This window comes from Streptomyces sp. NPDC014894, from assembly GCF_043080985.1.
Classification (GTDB): Bacteria; Actinomycetota; Actinomycetes; order Streptomycetales; family Streptomycetaceae; genus Streptomyces.
In genome coordinates this window covers 1-15,076 of record NZ_JBIBWD010000024.1, presented here as the reverse complement: position 1 = coordinate 15,076, position 15,076 = coordinate 1, and the positions used below count along the sequence as shown (strand labels likewise).

Sequence of the window (15,076 nt, the reverse complement as noted above, 5' to 3'; positions counted from 1 at the left end):
CCAGGTACGTAACCGAGCCTGAAATAGTTCCTCCCGATGTTCACCATCCCTAGACTCCCGGTGACGGGGGTATTCCGGGGGACAAGTAGTGGGGCATGGAGTGCGGGAACTCGTACTGGAATTGAACGGCAGCATCTGGACGCTGGATCCGGCCAGGTCGTACACCCTGGGCCGGGACCCGCAGGGTGACATGGTGCTGGAGGACGCCCGGGTCTCCTGGCGGCACGCCAGCGTCAGCTGGGGCGGCCGGGGTTGGGTGATCGAGGACCACGGCAGTACCAACGGCACCTATGTCGAGGGCCGGCGGATCCATCAGTCGGAGATCGGCCCCGGCTCGGCCGTCCGGCTCGGCAACGCCGCCGACGGCCCCAGGCTGAATCTCACCGGCCCGTCGGGCGGCGGCCACGGCGAGCAGAGCGCCGGATCCCACCAGCACGCCTTCCCGCAGCAGACGCCCCAGCAGGGGTACGCGAGCCCGCAGCCCTACCAGCAGGCTCCGCAGGCCGTGCAGGCTCCGCAGGCCGCGCACGATGTCCGGACCCAGGGCCCGGACCACCACCAGGGCTATCAGCAGCAGCAGCCCGCCCCGGCCGCGCAGAGCCCCGGCCCCGAGGGCGGCCCGCCCTGGTCCGGGCCCCGGCACGCGACGGCCGACCCGCACCGGGCCCCGGTCCCCGAGCAGCAGCAGCGGGCCGGCGTGTCCGCTCCGCGCGCCCACGGCGACCGCAGCCCCACCACCTTCCACCAGCTCTCGCTCGGCCGGGTCATGCGCATCGGCCGCGCGCTCGAGAACGACCTGGTCGTCTCCGACCTCCAGGTCTCCCGCCACCACGCCGAATTCACCGCGGCACCCGACGGCAGCTTCCACCTCCGCGATCTCGGCGCCCACAACGGCACGTATGTCAACGGCCAGCCGATCGCCAAGTCCGGCACCGCCGTCATCGGGGCCGACGACATCGTCGGCGTCGGCCACTCCACCTTCCGGATCGTCGGCGACCGGCTCGAGGAATTCGTCGACACCGGCGAGATCTCCTTCTCGGCCCGCCATCTCACGGTCACCGTCGAGGGCGGAAAGACCATCCTGCGCGATGTCTCCTTCGGCGTTCCGGAGAAATCGCTCATCGGCGTCATAGGCCCCTCGGGATCCGGCAAGTCCACCCTTCTCAAGGCGCTCACCGGCTACCGGCCCGCCAACGAGGGCGATGTCCTCTACGACAACCGGAGCCTCTACCGGCAATTCGCCGAGCTGCGCCAGCGCATCGGTCTGGTCCCGCAGGACGACATCCTGCACAAGGAACTCACCGTCCGAAAGGCGCTCCGCTACGCGGCCAAGCTCCGTTTCCCCGGCGACACCGCCGAGGCCGAGCGCGAGGCCCGGATCGAGGAGGTGCTGCGCGAGCTGAAGCTCGACATCCACAAGGACAAGAAGGTCACCTCCCTCTCCGGCGGCCAGCGCAAGCGCGTCTCGGTCGCCCTGGAGCTGCTCACCAAGCCCTCGCTGATCTTCCTGGACGAGCCGACCTCCGGACTCGACCCGGGCATGGACCGCGATGTGATGCAGCTGCTGCGCGGGCTCGCCGACGACGGCCGCACCGTGCTGGTGGTCACCCACTCCGTCGCGGAGCTGCAACTCTGCGACAAACTCCTGGTCATGGCCCCCGGCGGATCGGTCGCCTACTTCGGTCCCCCGGAGGAGGCGCTCAACTTCTTCGGCTACACCACCTGGGCCGATGTGTTCTCCGCGTTCGAGAACTACCGCGACTACGACTGGTCCGGCCGCTGGCGCGGCTCCCAGCACTACCAGATGTACGCGGCCGACATCGACGCCGTCGCCCCGCAGCCGGTCGCCATGCCGCCCGCCCAGCGGATCCGCCCGCCGAAGCCGCACAGCTGGGGCTCCCAGCTGTGGACCCTGATGCGCCGCTACGTCTCCGTCATCGCCTCCGACAAGGGCTTCCTCGGCCTGATGGTGATCCTGCCCGCGGTGCTGGGCCTGGTCAGCGTGGTGATCCCGGCCGACTTCGGCCTCGCCGCGCCCGACGACGGCAAGTCCCGGTTCAACGGCGACGCCGGCACGATCATGCTGATCCTCGCGGTCGGCATGTGCTTCTCCGGAGCCGCCAACTCCGTCCGCGAACTGATCAAGGAACGGGTCATCTACGAACGGGAGCGGGCCACCGGACTCTCCCGCTCCGCGTATCTGATGTCCAAGGTGATCGTCCTCGGACTCATCACCGCCTTCCAGGGCGTCATCCTCTGCGGCATCGGCTTCGCGCCCCGCGCCCTCCCCGCCGAGGGCCTGATCATGCCGCCCGCGCTCGAACTGTGCCTGGTCGTCATCGCCCTCGGCTTCACCTCGATGATGTTCGGCCTGGTGATCTCCTCCCTGGTCAAGACCGCCGAGAAGACCATGCCGCTGCTGGTGATGTTCGCGATCGTCCAGGTCGTCTTCACCGGCATCCTCTTCAAGGTGTACGGCTCGCCCGGCCTGGAGCAGTTCGCCTGGCTGATGCCCTCCCGCTGGGCCATCGCGGGCGCCGGGACGACCCTGGACCTCGGCCGGCTGATGCCGCCGTGGGACCCGAAGAACCCCGGCGACCTGGATCCCCTGTGGGAGCACTCGGCGAGCCAGTGGGGGATCAATGTGCTCGTGCTGATCGTCATGGGCGTCGTCTGCGGCATCGTCGTCGCCCGGCTGCTGCGCCGCCACGAGCCCGAGGTCATGCGCAAGTAGCCCGCCCGCCGTCCCGGGCCCCGCTGGGCCTCCGGGCGCCGCCGCGGCCCTCCCGGGACCGCCGCGGCCCTCCCGGGACCGCCGCGGCCCTCCCGGGGCCCGGCCGGGACGCCGGGAGGCCCCGGACGCCGGACACGCCGAAGGGCGGCGCCCCTTGATCGAGGGGGCGCCGCCCTTCGGCGTCTGTGTGTCCGCGTCCTTCAGCAGGCTCAGTAAGCGCCGAAGACGTTGTCGATCGAGCCGTAACGGTCGGCGGCGTAGTTGGCCGCGGCCGTGATGTTGGCGACCGGGTGGTACAGGTCGAACGGGGTGCCCGGGACGTGGTAGGCGTTGAACGTCGGCTGAATGACCTGGAGCAGGCCCTTCGACGGCACGCCGTTGATGGCGTTGATGTCCCAGTTGTTGATCGCGAGCGGGTTGCCGCTGGACTCACGCATGATGTTGCGGTGCAGCCCGTCGTACGAACCCGGGATGCCGTGCTTCTTCATGATGGAGAGCGCCTCGCGGATCCAGCCGTCCAGGTTGTTGGGGTAGACGGCCGTACGGGCGGCGACGGTGCGGGTGGCGACCGTCTCCTCGGAGGAGCGCTTCTTGGCGGCGGCCTCGGCGGCGGCCTTCTCCGTCGCGGCGGCGAGCTTCGCCTTGGCGTCGGCCTTGGCCTTCGCGTCGGCCTTCGCCTTGGCATCGGCCTTCACCGCGTTCTGCACCTGGGTCTCGATGGCCGTCTTCTGGCTGTCGAGGTTCAGGGAGGCGGGCTTGCCGGCGGCCTGGAGGGCCACCGGAGCGGTACCGGCGACGTCCTTGGTTTCGGTGGAGCCGTTGCCGGGCACCAGGGTCAGAGTGACGGCTGCGGCGCCTGCGGCGGCGATACCGGCGATCGAGACCTTGCGGGCCTTGGTCATACGGGTACTGCGAATGCGGGAAGCGGACATACAGACGTACCTCTTCGAATCGGGAAGTCGCTTCAGGCCGTGGAGGCGGCGCTGCGCTCCAGCGGCGGCGACCGGGCAATTCTTAGCGGCAGCAAAAAGGTCTGGCAAAGGTGTGACGTACTATCCCCGTTAGTGGATCAGGGCATCGCCCAAACACCATTCCAATTACTCCGCACCCGCTCACAGGGCCTTTATGTCTCGACTAAAGAGGGTCGTAAGTGATGTGCGTCCTATGTGCGGGCTCACATCGGGCCCCCACTGATATCACAATGCGTTGCTTGAGCAATGCAATGTGTCAGCGTTGTCATCCGTAAGTACGAGACAGGCCCCTTTGAAGTCCTGCCAGAGGCGGAACGAAGAGCCGCCCGCTCGTGCGCACGGCCGAGAATTCCCGCCGCGCGACGCCCCCCGCCCCCGGAGACCGCTCCCGCCCGCACCGCGAGACCGCCCCCGCCCGGACGGACCGTCCCCGCCCGCCGCCCGGGCGTCCCCCGCGCACCGCCCGCCCCCGCACTGCCCGCCCGCGCCGGACACCGCCGTACGGGGCGGCCCCATACGTACACCCGCGCCCGGACACGCGTACGGGGCCGCCGCAGCGACCCCGCACGCCCTCGCATCCGCCGTCCCCCGTACCCCCGCCCCGGCGGCTCCCCAGGCCCCGTACCGCCCGCCAGGACGGCCGGCCGCGCCGGACCCCGCCCCCGTACGCCCGGCACGGCCCCACGCCCCCCGTGGACCCCGCCGCCCCCGAGACCTACCCGACCCCGGTCACACCGTCTCCAGCAGCGCGGGAGCCCCGTACCGCCCGCTCACCGGCCTCCGGTCCAGCAGCCGCAGAAAGCCCGGAACGACAGACTCCGGCGTCGGCCGGGACTCGCCGTCGCTCGGCACGGCCGCCTCGTACAGATCTGTGTCCATGTCCCCCGGATCCACCGCCCACACCCGCAGCCCCGGCTCCTCGACCGCCAGAACCGCCGCCAGCTGGTCGAGCGCCGCCTTCGAGGCCCCGTAGCCGCCCCAGGTCTCGTACGCCTCCGCCGCCGCGTCCGAACTGATCGCGATCACCGTCCCGGCCGCCGACTCCCGCAGCAGCGGCAGCGCCTCCTGCACCAGCCCCAGCGCCGCCACCACATTGATCTCCAGCGCCTGCCGCAGACCCTCCAGCGGCTGCGCGTCCAGCCGCACCAGCGGAGCCGCCCCCAGCACACTGGCGTTGTTCACCAGCAGATCCAGCCCGCCCAGCCCCCGGGCCGCGGCCACCAGCTCCGCCCGGTGCCCGGCGTCGGCGACATCCCCCGGCACCGCCACCACCCGGGTCCCGCGCGCCCCCACGGACGCGGCGCTCGCGCGCAGCACCTCCGCCGTCCGGGCGCTCAGCACCAGATCCCAGCCCCGCTCGGCGAGAGCGTCCGCGAGCGCCCGCCCCAGCCCCTTCGAACCGCCTGTGATCACCGCTACCGGCATGGCCCAACCCCTTCCGTCCGGCGCGCTCGGTCCAGGTGTGCCGCTCACTCCGCGCCGACGCTCCCCAACCTAGGAAGAGGACGCGCCCCGCCGCCTCGTCCGGGGGACCCCACCCCCAAGGCACTTCGACCTAGGCCCTCAGCCCTAAGCGAGGGCCGTCCCCGGCCCGATACGCACGGTCACGGCCCGCCGGTACGGTGAAGCCATGAGCCACCGACCCAGCTCCGGCCTCGCCGCCGTGAGCTCCGCCCTCCTCGCGATGAGCCGACACCTGGAGGTGCGCGACGTCCTGAAGACGATCGTCGCCTCCGCCCGCGAGCTGCTGGACGCGGAGTACGCGGCGCTCGGCGTGCCGGACGACCACGGCGGCTTCGCCCAGTTCGTCGTCTCCGGCGTCAGCGACGCCCAGTGGAAGGCCATCGGACCGCTGCCCCGCCAGCACGGCATCCTCGCCGCCATGCTCCGCGACGCCAGGACCGAGCGGCTCGCCGACGTCCGCAAGGACCCGCGCTTCGAGGGCTGGCCCGCCGCCCACCCCGACATGTCCGACTTCCTCGGACTGCCGATCAAGGACGGCGACGAGGTCATCGGAGCCCTCTTCCTCGCCAACAAACGCTGCCCCCGGCCCGACGGCGGCTGCGCCTTCACCCAGGACGACGAGGAACTGCTCTCGATCCTCGCCCAGCACGCCGCGATCGCCCTCACCAACGCCAGGCTGTACGAGCGCAGCCGCGAGCTGACCATCACCGAGGAGCGCTCCCGGCTCGCCCACGAGCTGCACGACGCCGTCAGCCAGAAGCTCTTCTCGCTCCGGCTCACCGCCCAGGCCGCCGCCGCCCTGGTCGACCGCGACCCGGCCCGCGCCAAGGGCGAACTCCAGCAGGTCGCCGCCCTCGCCGCAGAGGCCGCCGACGAGCTGCGCGCCGCCGTGGTCGAGCTGCGCCCCGCCGCCCTCGACGAGGACGGGCTGATCCACACCCTGCGCACCCATGTCCAGGTCCTCGACCGCGCCCACTCCGCCCGGGTCACCTTCGACACCTGCGGACTCAAGGCCCTGCCGGCGGCCCAGGAGGAAGCGGTGCTCCGAGTCGCCCAGGAGGCCCTGCACAACGCGCTGCGGCACTCCGGCGGCGGCCGCGTCGACGTGGTCCTCGCCCGCCGGGGCCAGGGCGCGGTCCTCAGCGTCACCGACAACGGCTCGGGATTCGAACCCCGTACGGTCCGCCGGGCCGGCCGCCATCTGGGGCTGGTCTCCATGCGGGACCGGGCGAGCGGCGTCGGCGGCAGACTCACCGTGCAGTCCGCGCCCGGCAAGGGCACGACGATCGAGATGGAGGTCCCCGGTGGATGACAAGGTGATCAGAGTCCTGTTGGTGGACGACCACCAGGTGGTCCGCCGCGGGCTGCGCACCTTCCTGGAGATCCAGGGCGACATCGAGGTGGTCGGCGAGGCGGGGGACGGGGCCGAGGGCGTGGCCCGCGCCGAGGAGCTGCGGCCCGACGTCGTCCTCATGGACGTGAAGATGCCCGGCACCGACGGCATCGAGGCCCTCCGCAAGCTGCGCGACCTCGCCAACCCGGCCAAGGTGCTGATCGTCACCAGCTTCACCGAGCAGCGCACGGTCGTCCCGGCCCTGCGCGCCGGGGCCTCGGGCTATGTGTACAAGGACATCGACCCCGAGGCGCTCGCCGGGGCCATCCGCTCGGTCCACGCGGGCCATGTGCTGCTTCAGCCGGAGGTCGCGGGCGCGCTCCTCACCCAGGAGGACCAGGGCGGCGGCTCGGGGCGCGGCACCACGCTCACCGAACGCGAGCGCGAGGTCCTCGGCCTGATAGCCGACGGCCGCTCCAACCGCGAGATCGCCCGCGCCCTCGTCCTCTCCGAGAAGACGGTCAAGACGCACGTCTCGAACATCTTGATGAAGCTCGATCTCGCCGACCGCACGCAGGCGGCGCTCTGGGCGGTACGGCACGGACTGACGGACTGACGGGCTCCGGCGGAACTGGGCGGGCGCCTGCGGACTGACGGGCGCCTGCGGGTCGGCGGCCCCTTGGTACGGACCGGTCGGCGCGAGGGTTCCCGTCCGGTCCGAGATTCATACTGTCGGGTGTATGTCACCCGGACGGCGCATCCTCTGCGCCGTGCTGAAGTTCTCCCTGGTGTGCCGCGGCGGTTCGCCGCGGCGAATGCTCCAGGAGGATTGACGAAGTGAAGAACCTGAAGAAGGCCGCCGCGCTCACCATGATCACCGGCAGCCTCATCGCCGCGGGCGCCGGAGTGGCGTCGGCCACCTCGGGGTCGCACGCCCACGGTGCGGCCGTCGGCTCCCCGGGCGTCGCCTCGGGCAATCTGATCCAGGTCCCGGTGCACGTCCCGGTGAACGCGGTGGGCAACACGGTCACGGTGATCGGTCTGCTCAACCCGGCGTTCGGCAACCTCGGCATCAACGCCTGACACCCCGGAACCCCCGGCGGCCGATCCGCCCGCACACGGACCGGCCCGCCGGGGGCCTCCCGCCCCTCCCGGACCCCACGAGCCCCGGTCAGGTCACCGGAGCCCCTTCACCTCCCGGGACGGGTCACACCCCACGCTCCCGCTCCTCCACATACGCGTTGTACGCGGCCACCCGCGCCCGCCTCGCCACCCGCTCCACCGGCCGCAGCGCCTCCACCCGCGCCGCCATCTCCGCCGCGCTCACCGCCCCGCCGTGCCCGTTCTCGTACGCCACCGACACCAGCAGCCCCACCCGCCGGGCCAGCTCCAGCACCCGGGCCGCGCGCGGCGGATACCCCGGGGCCAGCGCCCGCGATCCCTCCTCCGCCCGCGCCCGGTACGCGTCCACCGCAGCCTCCGCGACCGGCCCCGACGCCGCCACATCGAGCCGCGACAGCACCCGGGTCGCCTCCCGCAGCGCCTCCGCCAGCTCCCGCTCCGCCTCCCCGAGCGACGGCACGTCCGCCGGCGGAGCCTCCCGTACCGCCAGACAGCGCCAGACCACCTCCACATGGACGTCGGCCGCGCCGGGACCGGCTCCGGCCTCATGGACCTCGGGCACCAGCCCGTACGCCGCGCCGTACCCGACGGCCGCCTCGCCCGCCTCCAGCGCCAGGGCGTTGAACTCCGCGGGCCCGCTGAGCCCCAGCGGGTGCCCGGGCACGGGCAGCGCGACCCGCCAGCCGGTCACCCCGAGCGTGCGCAGCCGCCCCAGCGCCAGCGTGAGCCCCACCGGCCCCGCCTCGCCCGGCAGCCCCGCCACGCGGTGCACCGCGTCGTCCCCGACGATCGCGTCCGCCGCGTCGTCGGGTGATGCGACTTGGGCCAGCAGGGCGTTCCCCCATGCGGCCAGCCGTCCTGATCGTGGTTCCGAAAACATGTCCCCAGCCTAAGGAGCGGCCCGAGAATCGGACCGGTGGACGGGGTCACCCGACCGGTGGCGTAGGTTTTCCCTGGGGACTGTGCCCACAGGCACACAGGCTCCACACACCTCAAGACGATTGCATGGGGAGACAACGCGCTCATGAGCGAAGTACTGGAGCTGGTGGACGTATCGGTGGTCCGCGACGGACGCGCTCTGGTGGACGACGTCTCCTGGTCGGTCAAGGAAGGCGAGCGCTGGATCATCCTCGGTCCCAACGGCGCCGGCAAGACGACCCTCCTCAACCTCGCCTCCAGCTATCTCTACCCGACCACGGGCTCCGTCCGGATCCTCGACGAGCGCCTCGGCGGCGTCGACGTCTTCGAGCTGCGCCCCCGTATCGGCATGGCCGGCATCGCCATGGCGGAGAAGCTCCCCAAGCGCCAGACCGTGCTCCAGACGGTCCTCACCGCCGCGTACGGCATGACCGCGACCTGGCACGAGAACTACGACCCGGTGGACGAGGAGCGCGCCCGCGCCTTCCTCGACCGGCTCGGCATGACCGACTACCTGGACCGCAGGTTCGGGACCCTCTCCGAGGGCGAGCGCAAGCGCACCCTGATCGCCCGCGCCATGATGACCGACCCCGAACTGCTCCTGCTGGACGAGCCGGCCGCCGGACTGGACCTCGGCGGACGCGAGGACCTGGTCCGCCGTCTCGGCCGGCTGGCCCGGGACCCGTACGCGCCCTCCATGATCATGGTCACGCACCATGTCGAGGAGATCGCCCCGGGCTTCACCCATGTGCTGATGATCCGTCAGGGCAAGGTGCTGGCCGCCGGTCCGATCGAGATGGAGCTGACCTCGCGGAATCTCTCCCTCTGCTTCGGCCTCCCCCTGGTGGTCGAGCGCGTCGGCGACCGCTGGACCGCCCGCGGACTCCCGCTTGGCTGAAAGTCGCCGTAGATGACCGGATCGGCGCGCCCTTCGCCGTCCGACTGTCCACACCCCCTGTCCTGACCCGACCGGCGGACCTACCATGACCATGTGGAAATCGACGCGTGGGTGTGGTGGCTGATCGGCGCGGTCGGACTGGGCATTCCGCTGGTCCTCACCGCGATGCCCGAATTCGGCATGCTGTCGGCGGGAGCGGTCTCCGCGGCCGTCGTCGCGGCCCTCGGCGGCGGGGTGGTCGCCCAGGTCCTCGTCTTCGTGGCGGTCTCCGTCGCCCTCATCGCCGTCGTACGGCCGATAGCCGCCCGACAGCGGTCCGACCGCCCCCAGTTCTCCAGCGGGGTCGACGCCCTGAAGGGCCGTCAGGCCGTCGTGGTGGAACGGGTCGACGGATCCGGCGGCCGGATCAAGCTCGCCGGAGAGATCTGGTCCGCACGCGCCCTCGACGAGCAGATGATCTTCGAGCCGGGCCGGCAGGTCGACGTCGTGGAGATCGACGGCGCCACCGCGGTCGTCATGTGACCGGACCGCCGGGAGCCGCCGGCGGCCCCGATCCGGGAGCACCGACCGTCACGATCCGGGCAACCTGCGGATCGGTCCCCATACAAGCCTCCGGTCTGGGAAACTCGATCATCAGATTCATCCGGCCGGCCACCGGCCCGTCCAGAGACATCCGGCAGCGAAGGGCACAGGGAAACCGATGCAACCGATCATCATCGTCCTGATCATTCTGGTGGTGCTGGTCTTCATCGCGCTGATCAAGACGATCCAGGTCATCCCGCAGGCCAGCGCCGCCATCGTCGAGCGTTTCGGGCGCTACACCCGCACCCTGAACGCGGGACTGAACATCGTCGTCCCGTTCATCGACTCCATCCGCAACCGCATCGACCTCCGTGAGCAGGTCGTCCCCTTCCCGCCCCAGCCGGTGATCACCCAGGACAACCTGGTCGTCAACATCGACACCGTCATCTACTACCAGGTGACCGACGCCCGGGCCGCCACCTACGAGGTCGCCAGCTACATCCAGGCGATCGAGCAGCTCACCGTCACCACCCTCCGGAACATCATCGGAGGCATGGACCTGGAGCGGACCCTCACCTCCCGCGAGGAGATCAACGCGGCCCTGCGGGGCGTCCTCGACGAAGCCACCGGCAAGTGGGGCATCCGCGTCAACCGCGTCGAGCTGAAGGCGATCGAGCCGCCCACCTCCATCCAGGACTCGATGGAGAAGCAGATGCGCGCCGACCGCGACAAGCGCGCCGCCATCCTCACCGCCGAAGGCATCCGCCAGTCCCAGATCCTCACCGCCGAGGGCGAGAAGCAGTCCGCCATCCTCCGCGCCGAGGGCGAGGCCAAGGCCGCCGCACTGCGCGCCGAGGGCGAGGCCCAGGCCATCCGCACGGTCTTCGAATCCATTCACGCCGGCGACCCGGACCAGAAGCTGCTCTCCTACCAGTACCTCCAGATGCTCCCGAAGATCGCCGAGGGCGACGCCAACAAGCTCTGGATCGTCCCCAGCGAGATCGGCGACGCGCTCAAGGGCCTCTCCGGAGCCTTCGGCAATCTCGGCGGCGGCATGCCCGGCTTCAACACCGCGACCGAGCGCCGCGAAGAGCCCCCGCTCGACTGACCCCACCCCGCTTCGGGCATGATCGGTGCACTCGGCACCGATCATGGAGGGGCACACCGTGACCATCTGGGAGATGCTCGCCGTCTTCGCCGCGGGCATCAGCGCCGGCGCCATCAACGCCGTCGTCGGCTCCGGGACACTGATCACCTTCCCGGTGCTCGTCGCCACCGGAGTCCCCCCGGTCACCGCCACCGTCTCCAACGCCCTCGGCATGGTCTCCGGCGCGATCAGCGCGGCCATCGGCTATCGCGCCGAACTCGCCGGCCAGCGCCGCCGCGTCATCCGCCTCAGCATCGTCGCCGCGATCGGCGGCATCACCGGAGCCATACTGCTCCTGCTGCTGCCCCCGACGGCGTTCGAGACCATCGTCCCCATCCTCGTGGCCCTCGCCCTCGTGCTGGTGATCCTCCAGCCCCGCATCGCCCGGGCCGTCCAGCGCCGCCGCGAAATCAAAGGAGCGCCCGCCCACCCCGACGGCGGCGTCCTGCTGCTGATCGGGCTCCTCCTGGCCAGCGTCTACGGCGGCTACTTCACCGCCGCCCAGGGCATCATCTACGTCGCCCTCATGGGCATGCTCATCAACGACAGCCTGCAGCGCATCAACGCCGTCAAGAACGTCCTCGCCGCCGTCGTCAACAGCATCGCGGCGCTCTTCTTCCTCTTCGTCGCCGAACTCGACTGGACCGCCGTCCTGCTGATCGCCGTCAGCTCCGCCATCGGCGGCCAGCTCGGCGCCCGATACGGCCGCGGACTCCCGCCGACCGCCCTGCGCGCGCTCATCGTGGCCGTCGGCACCGTCGCCATCGTCCAACTGGTGCTCCGCCGCTTCGGCTGACGCACCGAAGCCCGCCTCCGCCGCACCGGCGGAAACGGGCTCCCGATCACAACCTCCGACAGACCGACGGGCCGACGCCCCCGCGAGGACTACGCGGCCGACCGCCCGGCCAGCCAGTCCGGCAGATCCGCCCGCTCCCCGGCCCTCAGCCCCAGCAGCATCGCGTCGGCCGGCGACGGTATGAACGGCTCGTGCAGCAGCGGCATCCCCGCCTGCTCCGGCGTACGGTCCGCCTTACGGTGATTGTCCTCCGCGCAGGACGCCACCGTATTGAGCCAGCTGTCCGCACCGCCCCGCGATCGCGGCACCACATGGTCCACCGTCGTCGCGCGTCTGCCGCAGTACGCGCACCGGTGCTGGTCCCGCACCAGCACCCCCCGTCTCGACCACGGCGCCTGTCTTCGGAACGGCACCCTGACATACCGGCAGAGCCTGATCACCCTCGGCACGGGGAGATCGACCGCCGCCGCGCGCATCCGGAGCCCTGGGTGCGACTGCTCGACGACCGCCTTGTCCTGGAGCACCAGAACGACCGCTCGATGGAGCGTCACCGTCGACAACGGCTCGAAGCTCGCATTCAGTACCAGGGTGTCGCGCATCCCGCCCGCCTCCGTTCGCCGGCCCGCCGCCCTGGCGGGCTTGGATCAACTCTGGCCGGGCGCGCCGGGATGGACAACGCAATATCCATGCCGCTCCGGACCCCGCTGGGAGCCCGGCGACAAAAAAGTGCCCTGCTCTGATCTCTCCAAGACCGGAGCAGGGCAAACAACGGGCGAACGCCGCCCGGCGGGGTCAGCTCTCCGGCGCCTGGTACTCACCGATCAACTGGGCCCGGCCGAGCGTGTGGAACCGAAGATTGAAGCCCACGACGGCGGGCGACGCGTCCGCGTCGGGACCGAGCTTCTCGCTGTCCACCGCGTACACCGTGAACACATAGCGGTGGTTCTCCCCGGCGGGCGGGGCCGCCCCGCCGAAGTCCTTCGACCCGTAGTCGTTGCGGGCGTGGACCGCACCCTCGGGCAGCCCCTCGAACGAACCGCCGCCCGCACCCGCGGGCAGCTCCGTCACCGAGACCGGGATGTCGAAGAGCACCCAGTGCCAGAAACCGCTGCCCGTGGGCGCGTCCGGATCGAAACAGGTCACCGCGAAACTCTTCGTCCCGGCCGGGTACCCCTCCCACCGCAGCTGCGGAGAGAGATCGCCCGCCGCCTGGACCTGAGCGTCCTTCAGCACCGCCCCCGGCGCCAGGTCGTCGCTCGCGAGCGAGAACGACGGCACCTCCGGGTGGAAGTCGTGCGGAAGGGGTGCTCTCTTCAACTCGGCCACGTTCCGAACCTCCGGTTCACTGTTCTGTTCCGTTCCCACTCCTGCCGGACCGACCCTAGGCCCGCCGACTAGAGCCAGCTGCGCCGACCGCCGACATCGGCGAGCCACTGATTGAGGTACGCGGCCCAGTCGGTCGACCCGAAGTCGGCGTGGCTCACCCGGAACGCCTTGTACGAGTCACTGCCCTCGGTGAAGAGCCCCGGCTTCTTGTCCATCTCCAGCACGACGTCCATCTCGCGGTCGTCGGCGATGAAGGTCAGCTCGACCTGCTTCAGCCCGCGGTACTGCTCCGGCGGGTAGAACTCGATCTCCTGGTAGAAGGGCAGCTTCTGCCGCGTCCCCCGGATGTGCCCGCGCTCCAGATCCGCGCTCTTGAAGCGGAACCCGAGCTGCCCGAAGGCGTCCAGGATCGCCTGCTGCGCCGGCAGCGGGTGCACGCTGATCGGGTCCAGATCGCCCGGGTCCACCGCGCGGGCGATCTCCAGCTCGGTGGCCAGACCGATGTCCACCCCGCGCAGACGCTGCCCGCCGAGGCTCGTCACCGGAGTCTCCCAGGGGATCTCCAGACCGAACGGCACCACGTGCACCGCCCCGGCCTGCACCTCGAAGGCCCCGCCGAGCTGCTGACGGAGGAAGTCGACGCTCTGCAGCACCTCCTGGTCGCCGGACTCGGCCTCCACCTTCGCCCGGAGGCCGACGGACAGCGACTCGATCCGCTGGTCCACCTTCCCGCCCTCGATACGCACCTCGCCCTGGACGACGCCGCCCGGGACGACGTTCTCCTCGGTGAGCACCGTCTCCACGGAGGCACCACCGGCACCCAGGCTCGCGAGCAGCTTCTTGAACGCCATGTCCACTCCTTCTCTGTTCTGCTCCGTACATACGCCCCACCGCGGCCACCGGTTCCCCGGTACCCTCGGGCGCCATGATCGAGACCCCCGACCGTACGCCGCTGCCCCGGGCCTTCTTCGACCGGCCCGTGCTCGAGGTCGCCCCGGATCTCCTGGGCTGCACCCTCATACGGCGCGGCGACGAGGGCCTCATCGAGCTTCGCGTCACCGAGGTGGAGGCGTACGCCGGGGAAGTCGACCCCGGTTCTCACGCCTACCGCGGCAGGACCGCGCGAAACGCGGTGATGTTCGGCCCGCCCGGACACGCCTATGTCTACTTCACCTACGGAATGTGGCACTGCCTGAACGCCGTGTGCGGACCCGAGGGCCGGGCGAGCGGGGTCCTGCTGCGGGCGGGCGAGATCCTCGTCGGCGGCGACCTGGCCCGCAAACGTCGACTCTCGGCCCGATACGACAGAGAACTGGCCAAAGGGCCGGCCCGTCTGGCCACCGCCCTGGATGTCGACCGTTCCCTGAACGGCGCCGACCTCTGCGCCGGCGCCCCGGCTCCCCTCTCTCTGCTCCCCGGCCCCGCCCTCCGCCCTGACCAGGTGCGCAACGGACCCCGGACGGGAGTGGGCGGCGACGGGGCCCACCACCCCTGGCGCTACTGGATCGACGGCGACCCCACGGTCAGCCCGTACCGGCCCCACGCCCCGCGCCGCCGCGCAACTTGACTCGACCAGGCGGGCCGCCTAACGTAGCCCGAGCCGCTTGAGACGGGCCCTGCTGTTCAGCAACCCGAAGTGGCCACCCATTACTGATGACGAACCCCAAACGGGTGTGATTTCGGCATGCCGGAATCCATTTGAAAGACTCGATTATGAGTCGCAGCGGGAATCGGCTAACGTAGTGAACACGCCGAAAGGCAAAAGGCCGGTCCAACTGGCCGCTGGATCTGAATCCAAGTCCGGAAACGGAATGGGAAAAGGATCTGGTAGAGTTGGAAACGCAA

Annotated in this window: 15 protein-coding genes; 9 read left to right on the top strand and 6 right to left on the bottom strand. The window is 70.9% G+C overall.

Annotated elements, in window-relative coordinates; translation table 11 throughout:
- Positions 1–88: 88 nt before the first annotated feature.
- Positions 89–2,734 (top strand): FHA domain-containing protein, encoded by a 2,646-nt coding sequence (locus ACF089_RS34520; RefSeq protein ID WP_392035721.1) that lies wholly within the window; start codon positions 89–91, stop codon positions 2,732–2,734.
- A 209-nt stretch (positions 2,735–2,943) separates the two neighbouring features.
- On the opposite strand, the gene ACF089_RS34515 is transcribed toward ACF089_RS34520, so the two are convergent.
- Positions 2,944–3,666, bottom strand: a complete 723-nt coding sequence (locus tag ACF089_RS34515; RefSeq protein WP_392035718.1) for a transglycosylase SLT domain-containing protein — start codon at positions 3,664–3,666, stop codon at positions 2,944–2,946.
- Between the two features lie 768 nt (positions 3,667–4,434).
- Positions 4,435–5,130, bottom strand: coding sequence for an SDR family NAD(P)-dependent oxidoreductase (locus tag ACF089_RS34510; protein WP_392035715.1), 696 nt, complete (start codon positions 5,128–5,130; stop codon positions 4,435–4,437).
- A 205-nt stretch (positions 5,131–5,335) separates the two neighbouring features.
- Between ACF089_RS34510 and ACF089_RS34505 the strand changes: the two genes are divergently transcribed.
- From ACF089_RS34505 to ACF089_RS34495, 3 genes are all read left to right on the top strand, one after another.
- The gene (locus tag ACF089_RS34505) at positions 5,336–6,481 is read left to right on the top strand and encodes a GAF domain-containing sensor histidine kinase (protein ID WP_392035712.1); all 1,146 of its coding nucleotides are present in this window, start codon (positions 5,336–5,338) and stop codon (positions 6,479–6,481) included.
- Positions 6,474–7,118, top strand: a complete 645-nt coding sequence (locus ACF089_RS34500) for a response regulator (protein WP_392035710.1) — start codon at positions 6,474–6,476, stop codon at positions 7,116–7,118. Before ACF089_RS34505 ends, ACF089_RS34500 begins: the two co-directional genes overlap by 8 nt.
- 221 nt (positions 7,119–7,339) lie before the next feature.
- Positions 7,340–7,585: a chaplin gene (locus ACF089_RS34495; RefSeq protein WP_392035707.1), complete on the top strand. Its 246-nt coding sequence runs from the start codon at positions 7,340–7,342 to the stop codon at positions 7,583–7,585.
- Positions 7,586–7,709: 124 nt separating this feature from the next.
- On the opposite strand, the gene ACF089_RS34490 is transcribed toward ACF089_RS34495, so the two are convergent.
- Positions 7,710–8,504, bottom strand: a complete 795-nt coding sequence (locus ACF089_RS34490) for a hypothetical protein (protein WP_392035704.1) — start codon at positions 8,502–8,504, stop codon at positions 7,710–7,712.
- 144 nt (positions 8,505–8,648) lie between these two features.
- Between ACF089_RS34490 and ACF089_RS34485 the strand changes: the two genes are divergently transcribed.
- From ACF089_RS34485 to ACF089_RS34470, 4 genes are all read left to right on the top strand, one after another.
- Positions 8,649–9,440 carry an ABC transporter ATP-binding protein gene (locus ACF089_RS34485; protein WP_392035701.1) on the top strand — a complete coding sequence of 264 codons (792 nt, stop codon included), beginning with the start codon at positions 8,649–8,651 and terminating at the stop codon, positions 9,438–9,440.
- A gap of 93 nt (positions 9,441–9,533) precedes the next feature.
- Complete coding sequence (locus tag ACF089_RS34480) at positions 9,534–9,962, top strand: NfeD family protein (protein WP_392035699.1); 429 nt, start codon at positions 9,534–9,536, stop codon at positions 9,960–9,962.
- 178 nt (positions 9,963–10,140) lie between these two features.
- A complete protein-coding gene (locus tag ACF089_RS34475) occupies positions 10,141–11,070 on the top strand; it encodes an SPFH domain-containing protein (protein WP_392035696.1) in 930 nt (309 codons plus the stop codon).
- Between the two features lie 58 nt (positions 11,071–11,128).
- Positions 11,129–11,905 (top strand): sulfite exporter TauE/SafE family protein, encoded by a 777-nt coding sequence (locus tag ACF089_RS34470; protein ID WP_392035693.1) that lies wholly within the window; start codon positions 11,129–11,131, stop codon positions 11,903–11,905.
- Positions 11,906–11,994: 89 nt separating this feature from the next.
- On the opposite strand, the gene ACF089_RS34465 is transcribed toward ACF089_RS34470, so the two are convergent.
- The 3 genes from ACF089_RS34465 to ACF089_RS34455 all read right to left on the bottom strand — a co-directional run bounded on the left by ACF089_RS34465 (position 11,995) and on the right by ACF089_RS34455 (position 14,082).
- Complete coding sequence (locus tag ACF089_RS34465) at positions 11,995–12,504, bottom strand: HNH endonuclease (protein ID WP_392035690.1); 510 nt, start codon at positions 12,502–12,504, stop codon at positions 11,995–11,997.
- Positions 12,505–12,697: 193 nt separating this feature from the next.
- Complete coding sequence (locus ACF089_RS34460; protein WP_392035687.1) at positions 12,698–13,231, bottom strand: YbhB/YbcL family Raf kinase inhibitor-like protein; 534 nt, start codon at positions 13,229–13,231, stop codon at positions 12,698–12,700.
- Between the two features lie 68 nt (positions 13,232–13,299).
- Positions 13,300–14,082: a sporulation protein gene (locus ACF089_RS34455; RefSeq protein ID WP_392035684.1), complete on the bottom strand. Its 783-nt coding sequence runs from the start codon at positions 14,080–14,082 to the stop codon at positions 13,300–13,302.
- Positions 14,083–14,156: 74 nt separating this feature from the next.
- On the opposite strand from ACF089_RS34455, the gene ACF089_RS34450 reads away from it, so the two are divergent.
- Complete coding sequence (locus ACF089_RS34450; RefSeq protein ID WP_392035681.1) at positions 14,157–14,798, top strand: DNA-3-methyladenine glycosylase; 642 nt, start codon at positions 14,157–14,159, stop codon at positions 14,796–14,798.
- The last annotated feature ends 278 nt before the right edge of the window (positions 14,799–15,076 follow it).

What these genes read in the sequence shown, in the direction of transcription:
- ACF089_RS34515 (WP_392035718.1), bottom strand. Translation starts at nt 3,666, where the DNA reads ATGTCCGCTTCCCGCATTCGCAGTACCCGTATGACCAAGGCCCGCAAG.
- ACF089_RS34510 (WP_392035715.1), bottom strand. Translation starts at nt 5,130, where the DNA reads ATGCCGGTAGCGGTGATCACAGGCGGTTCGAAGGGGCTGGGGCGGGCG.
- ACF089_RS34505 (WP_392035712.1), top strand. Translation starts at nt 5,336, where the DNA reads ATGAGCCACCGACCCAGCTCCGGCCTCGCCGCCGTGAGCTCCGCCCTC.
- ACF089_RS34490 (WP_392035704.1), bottom strand. Translation starts at nt 8,504, where the DNA reads ATGTTTTCGGAACCACGATCAGGACGGCTGGCCGCATGGGGGAACGCC.
- ACF089_RS34485 (WP_392035701.1), top strand. Translation starts at nt 8,649, where the DNA reads ATGAGCGAAGTACTGGAGCTGGTGGACGTATCGGTGGTCCGCGACGGA.
- ACF089_RS34475 (WP_392035696.1), top strand. Translation starts at nt 10,141, where the DNA reads ATGCAACCGATCATCATCGTCCTGATCATTCTGGTGGTGCTGGTCTTC.
- ACF089_RS34465 (WP_392035690.1), bottom strand. Translation starts at nt 12,504, where the DNA reads ATGCGCGACACCCTGGTACTGAATGCGAGCTTCGAGCCGTTGTCGACG.
- ACF089_RS34455 (WP_392035684.1), bottom strand. Translation starts at nt 14,082, where the DNA reads ATGGCGTTCAAGAAGCTGCTCGCGAGCCTGGGTGCCGGTGGTGCCTCC.
- ACF089_RS34450 (WP_392035681.1), top strand. Translation starts at nt 14,157, where the DNA reads ATGATCGAGACCCCCGACCGTACGCCGCTGCCCCGGGCCTTCTTCGAC.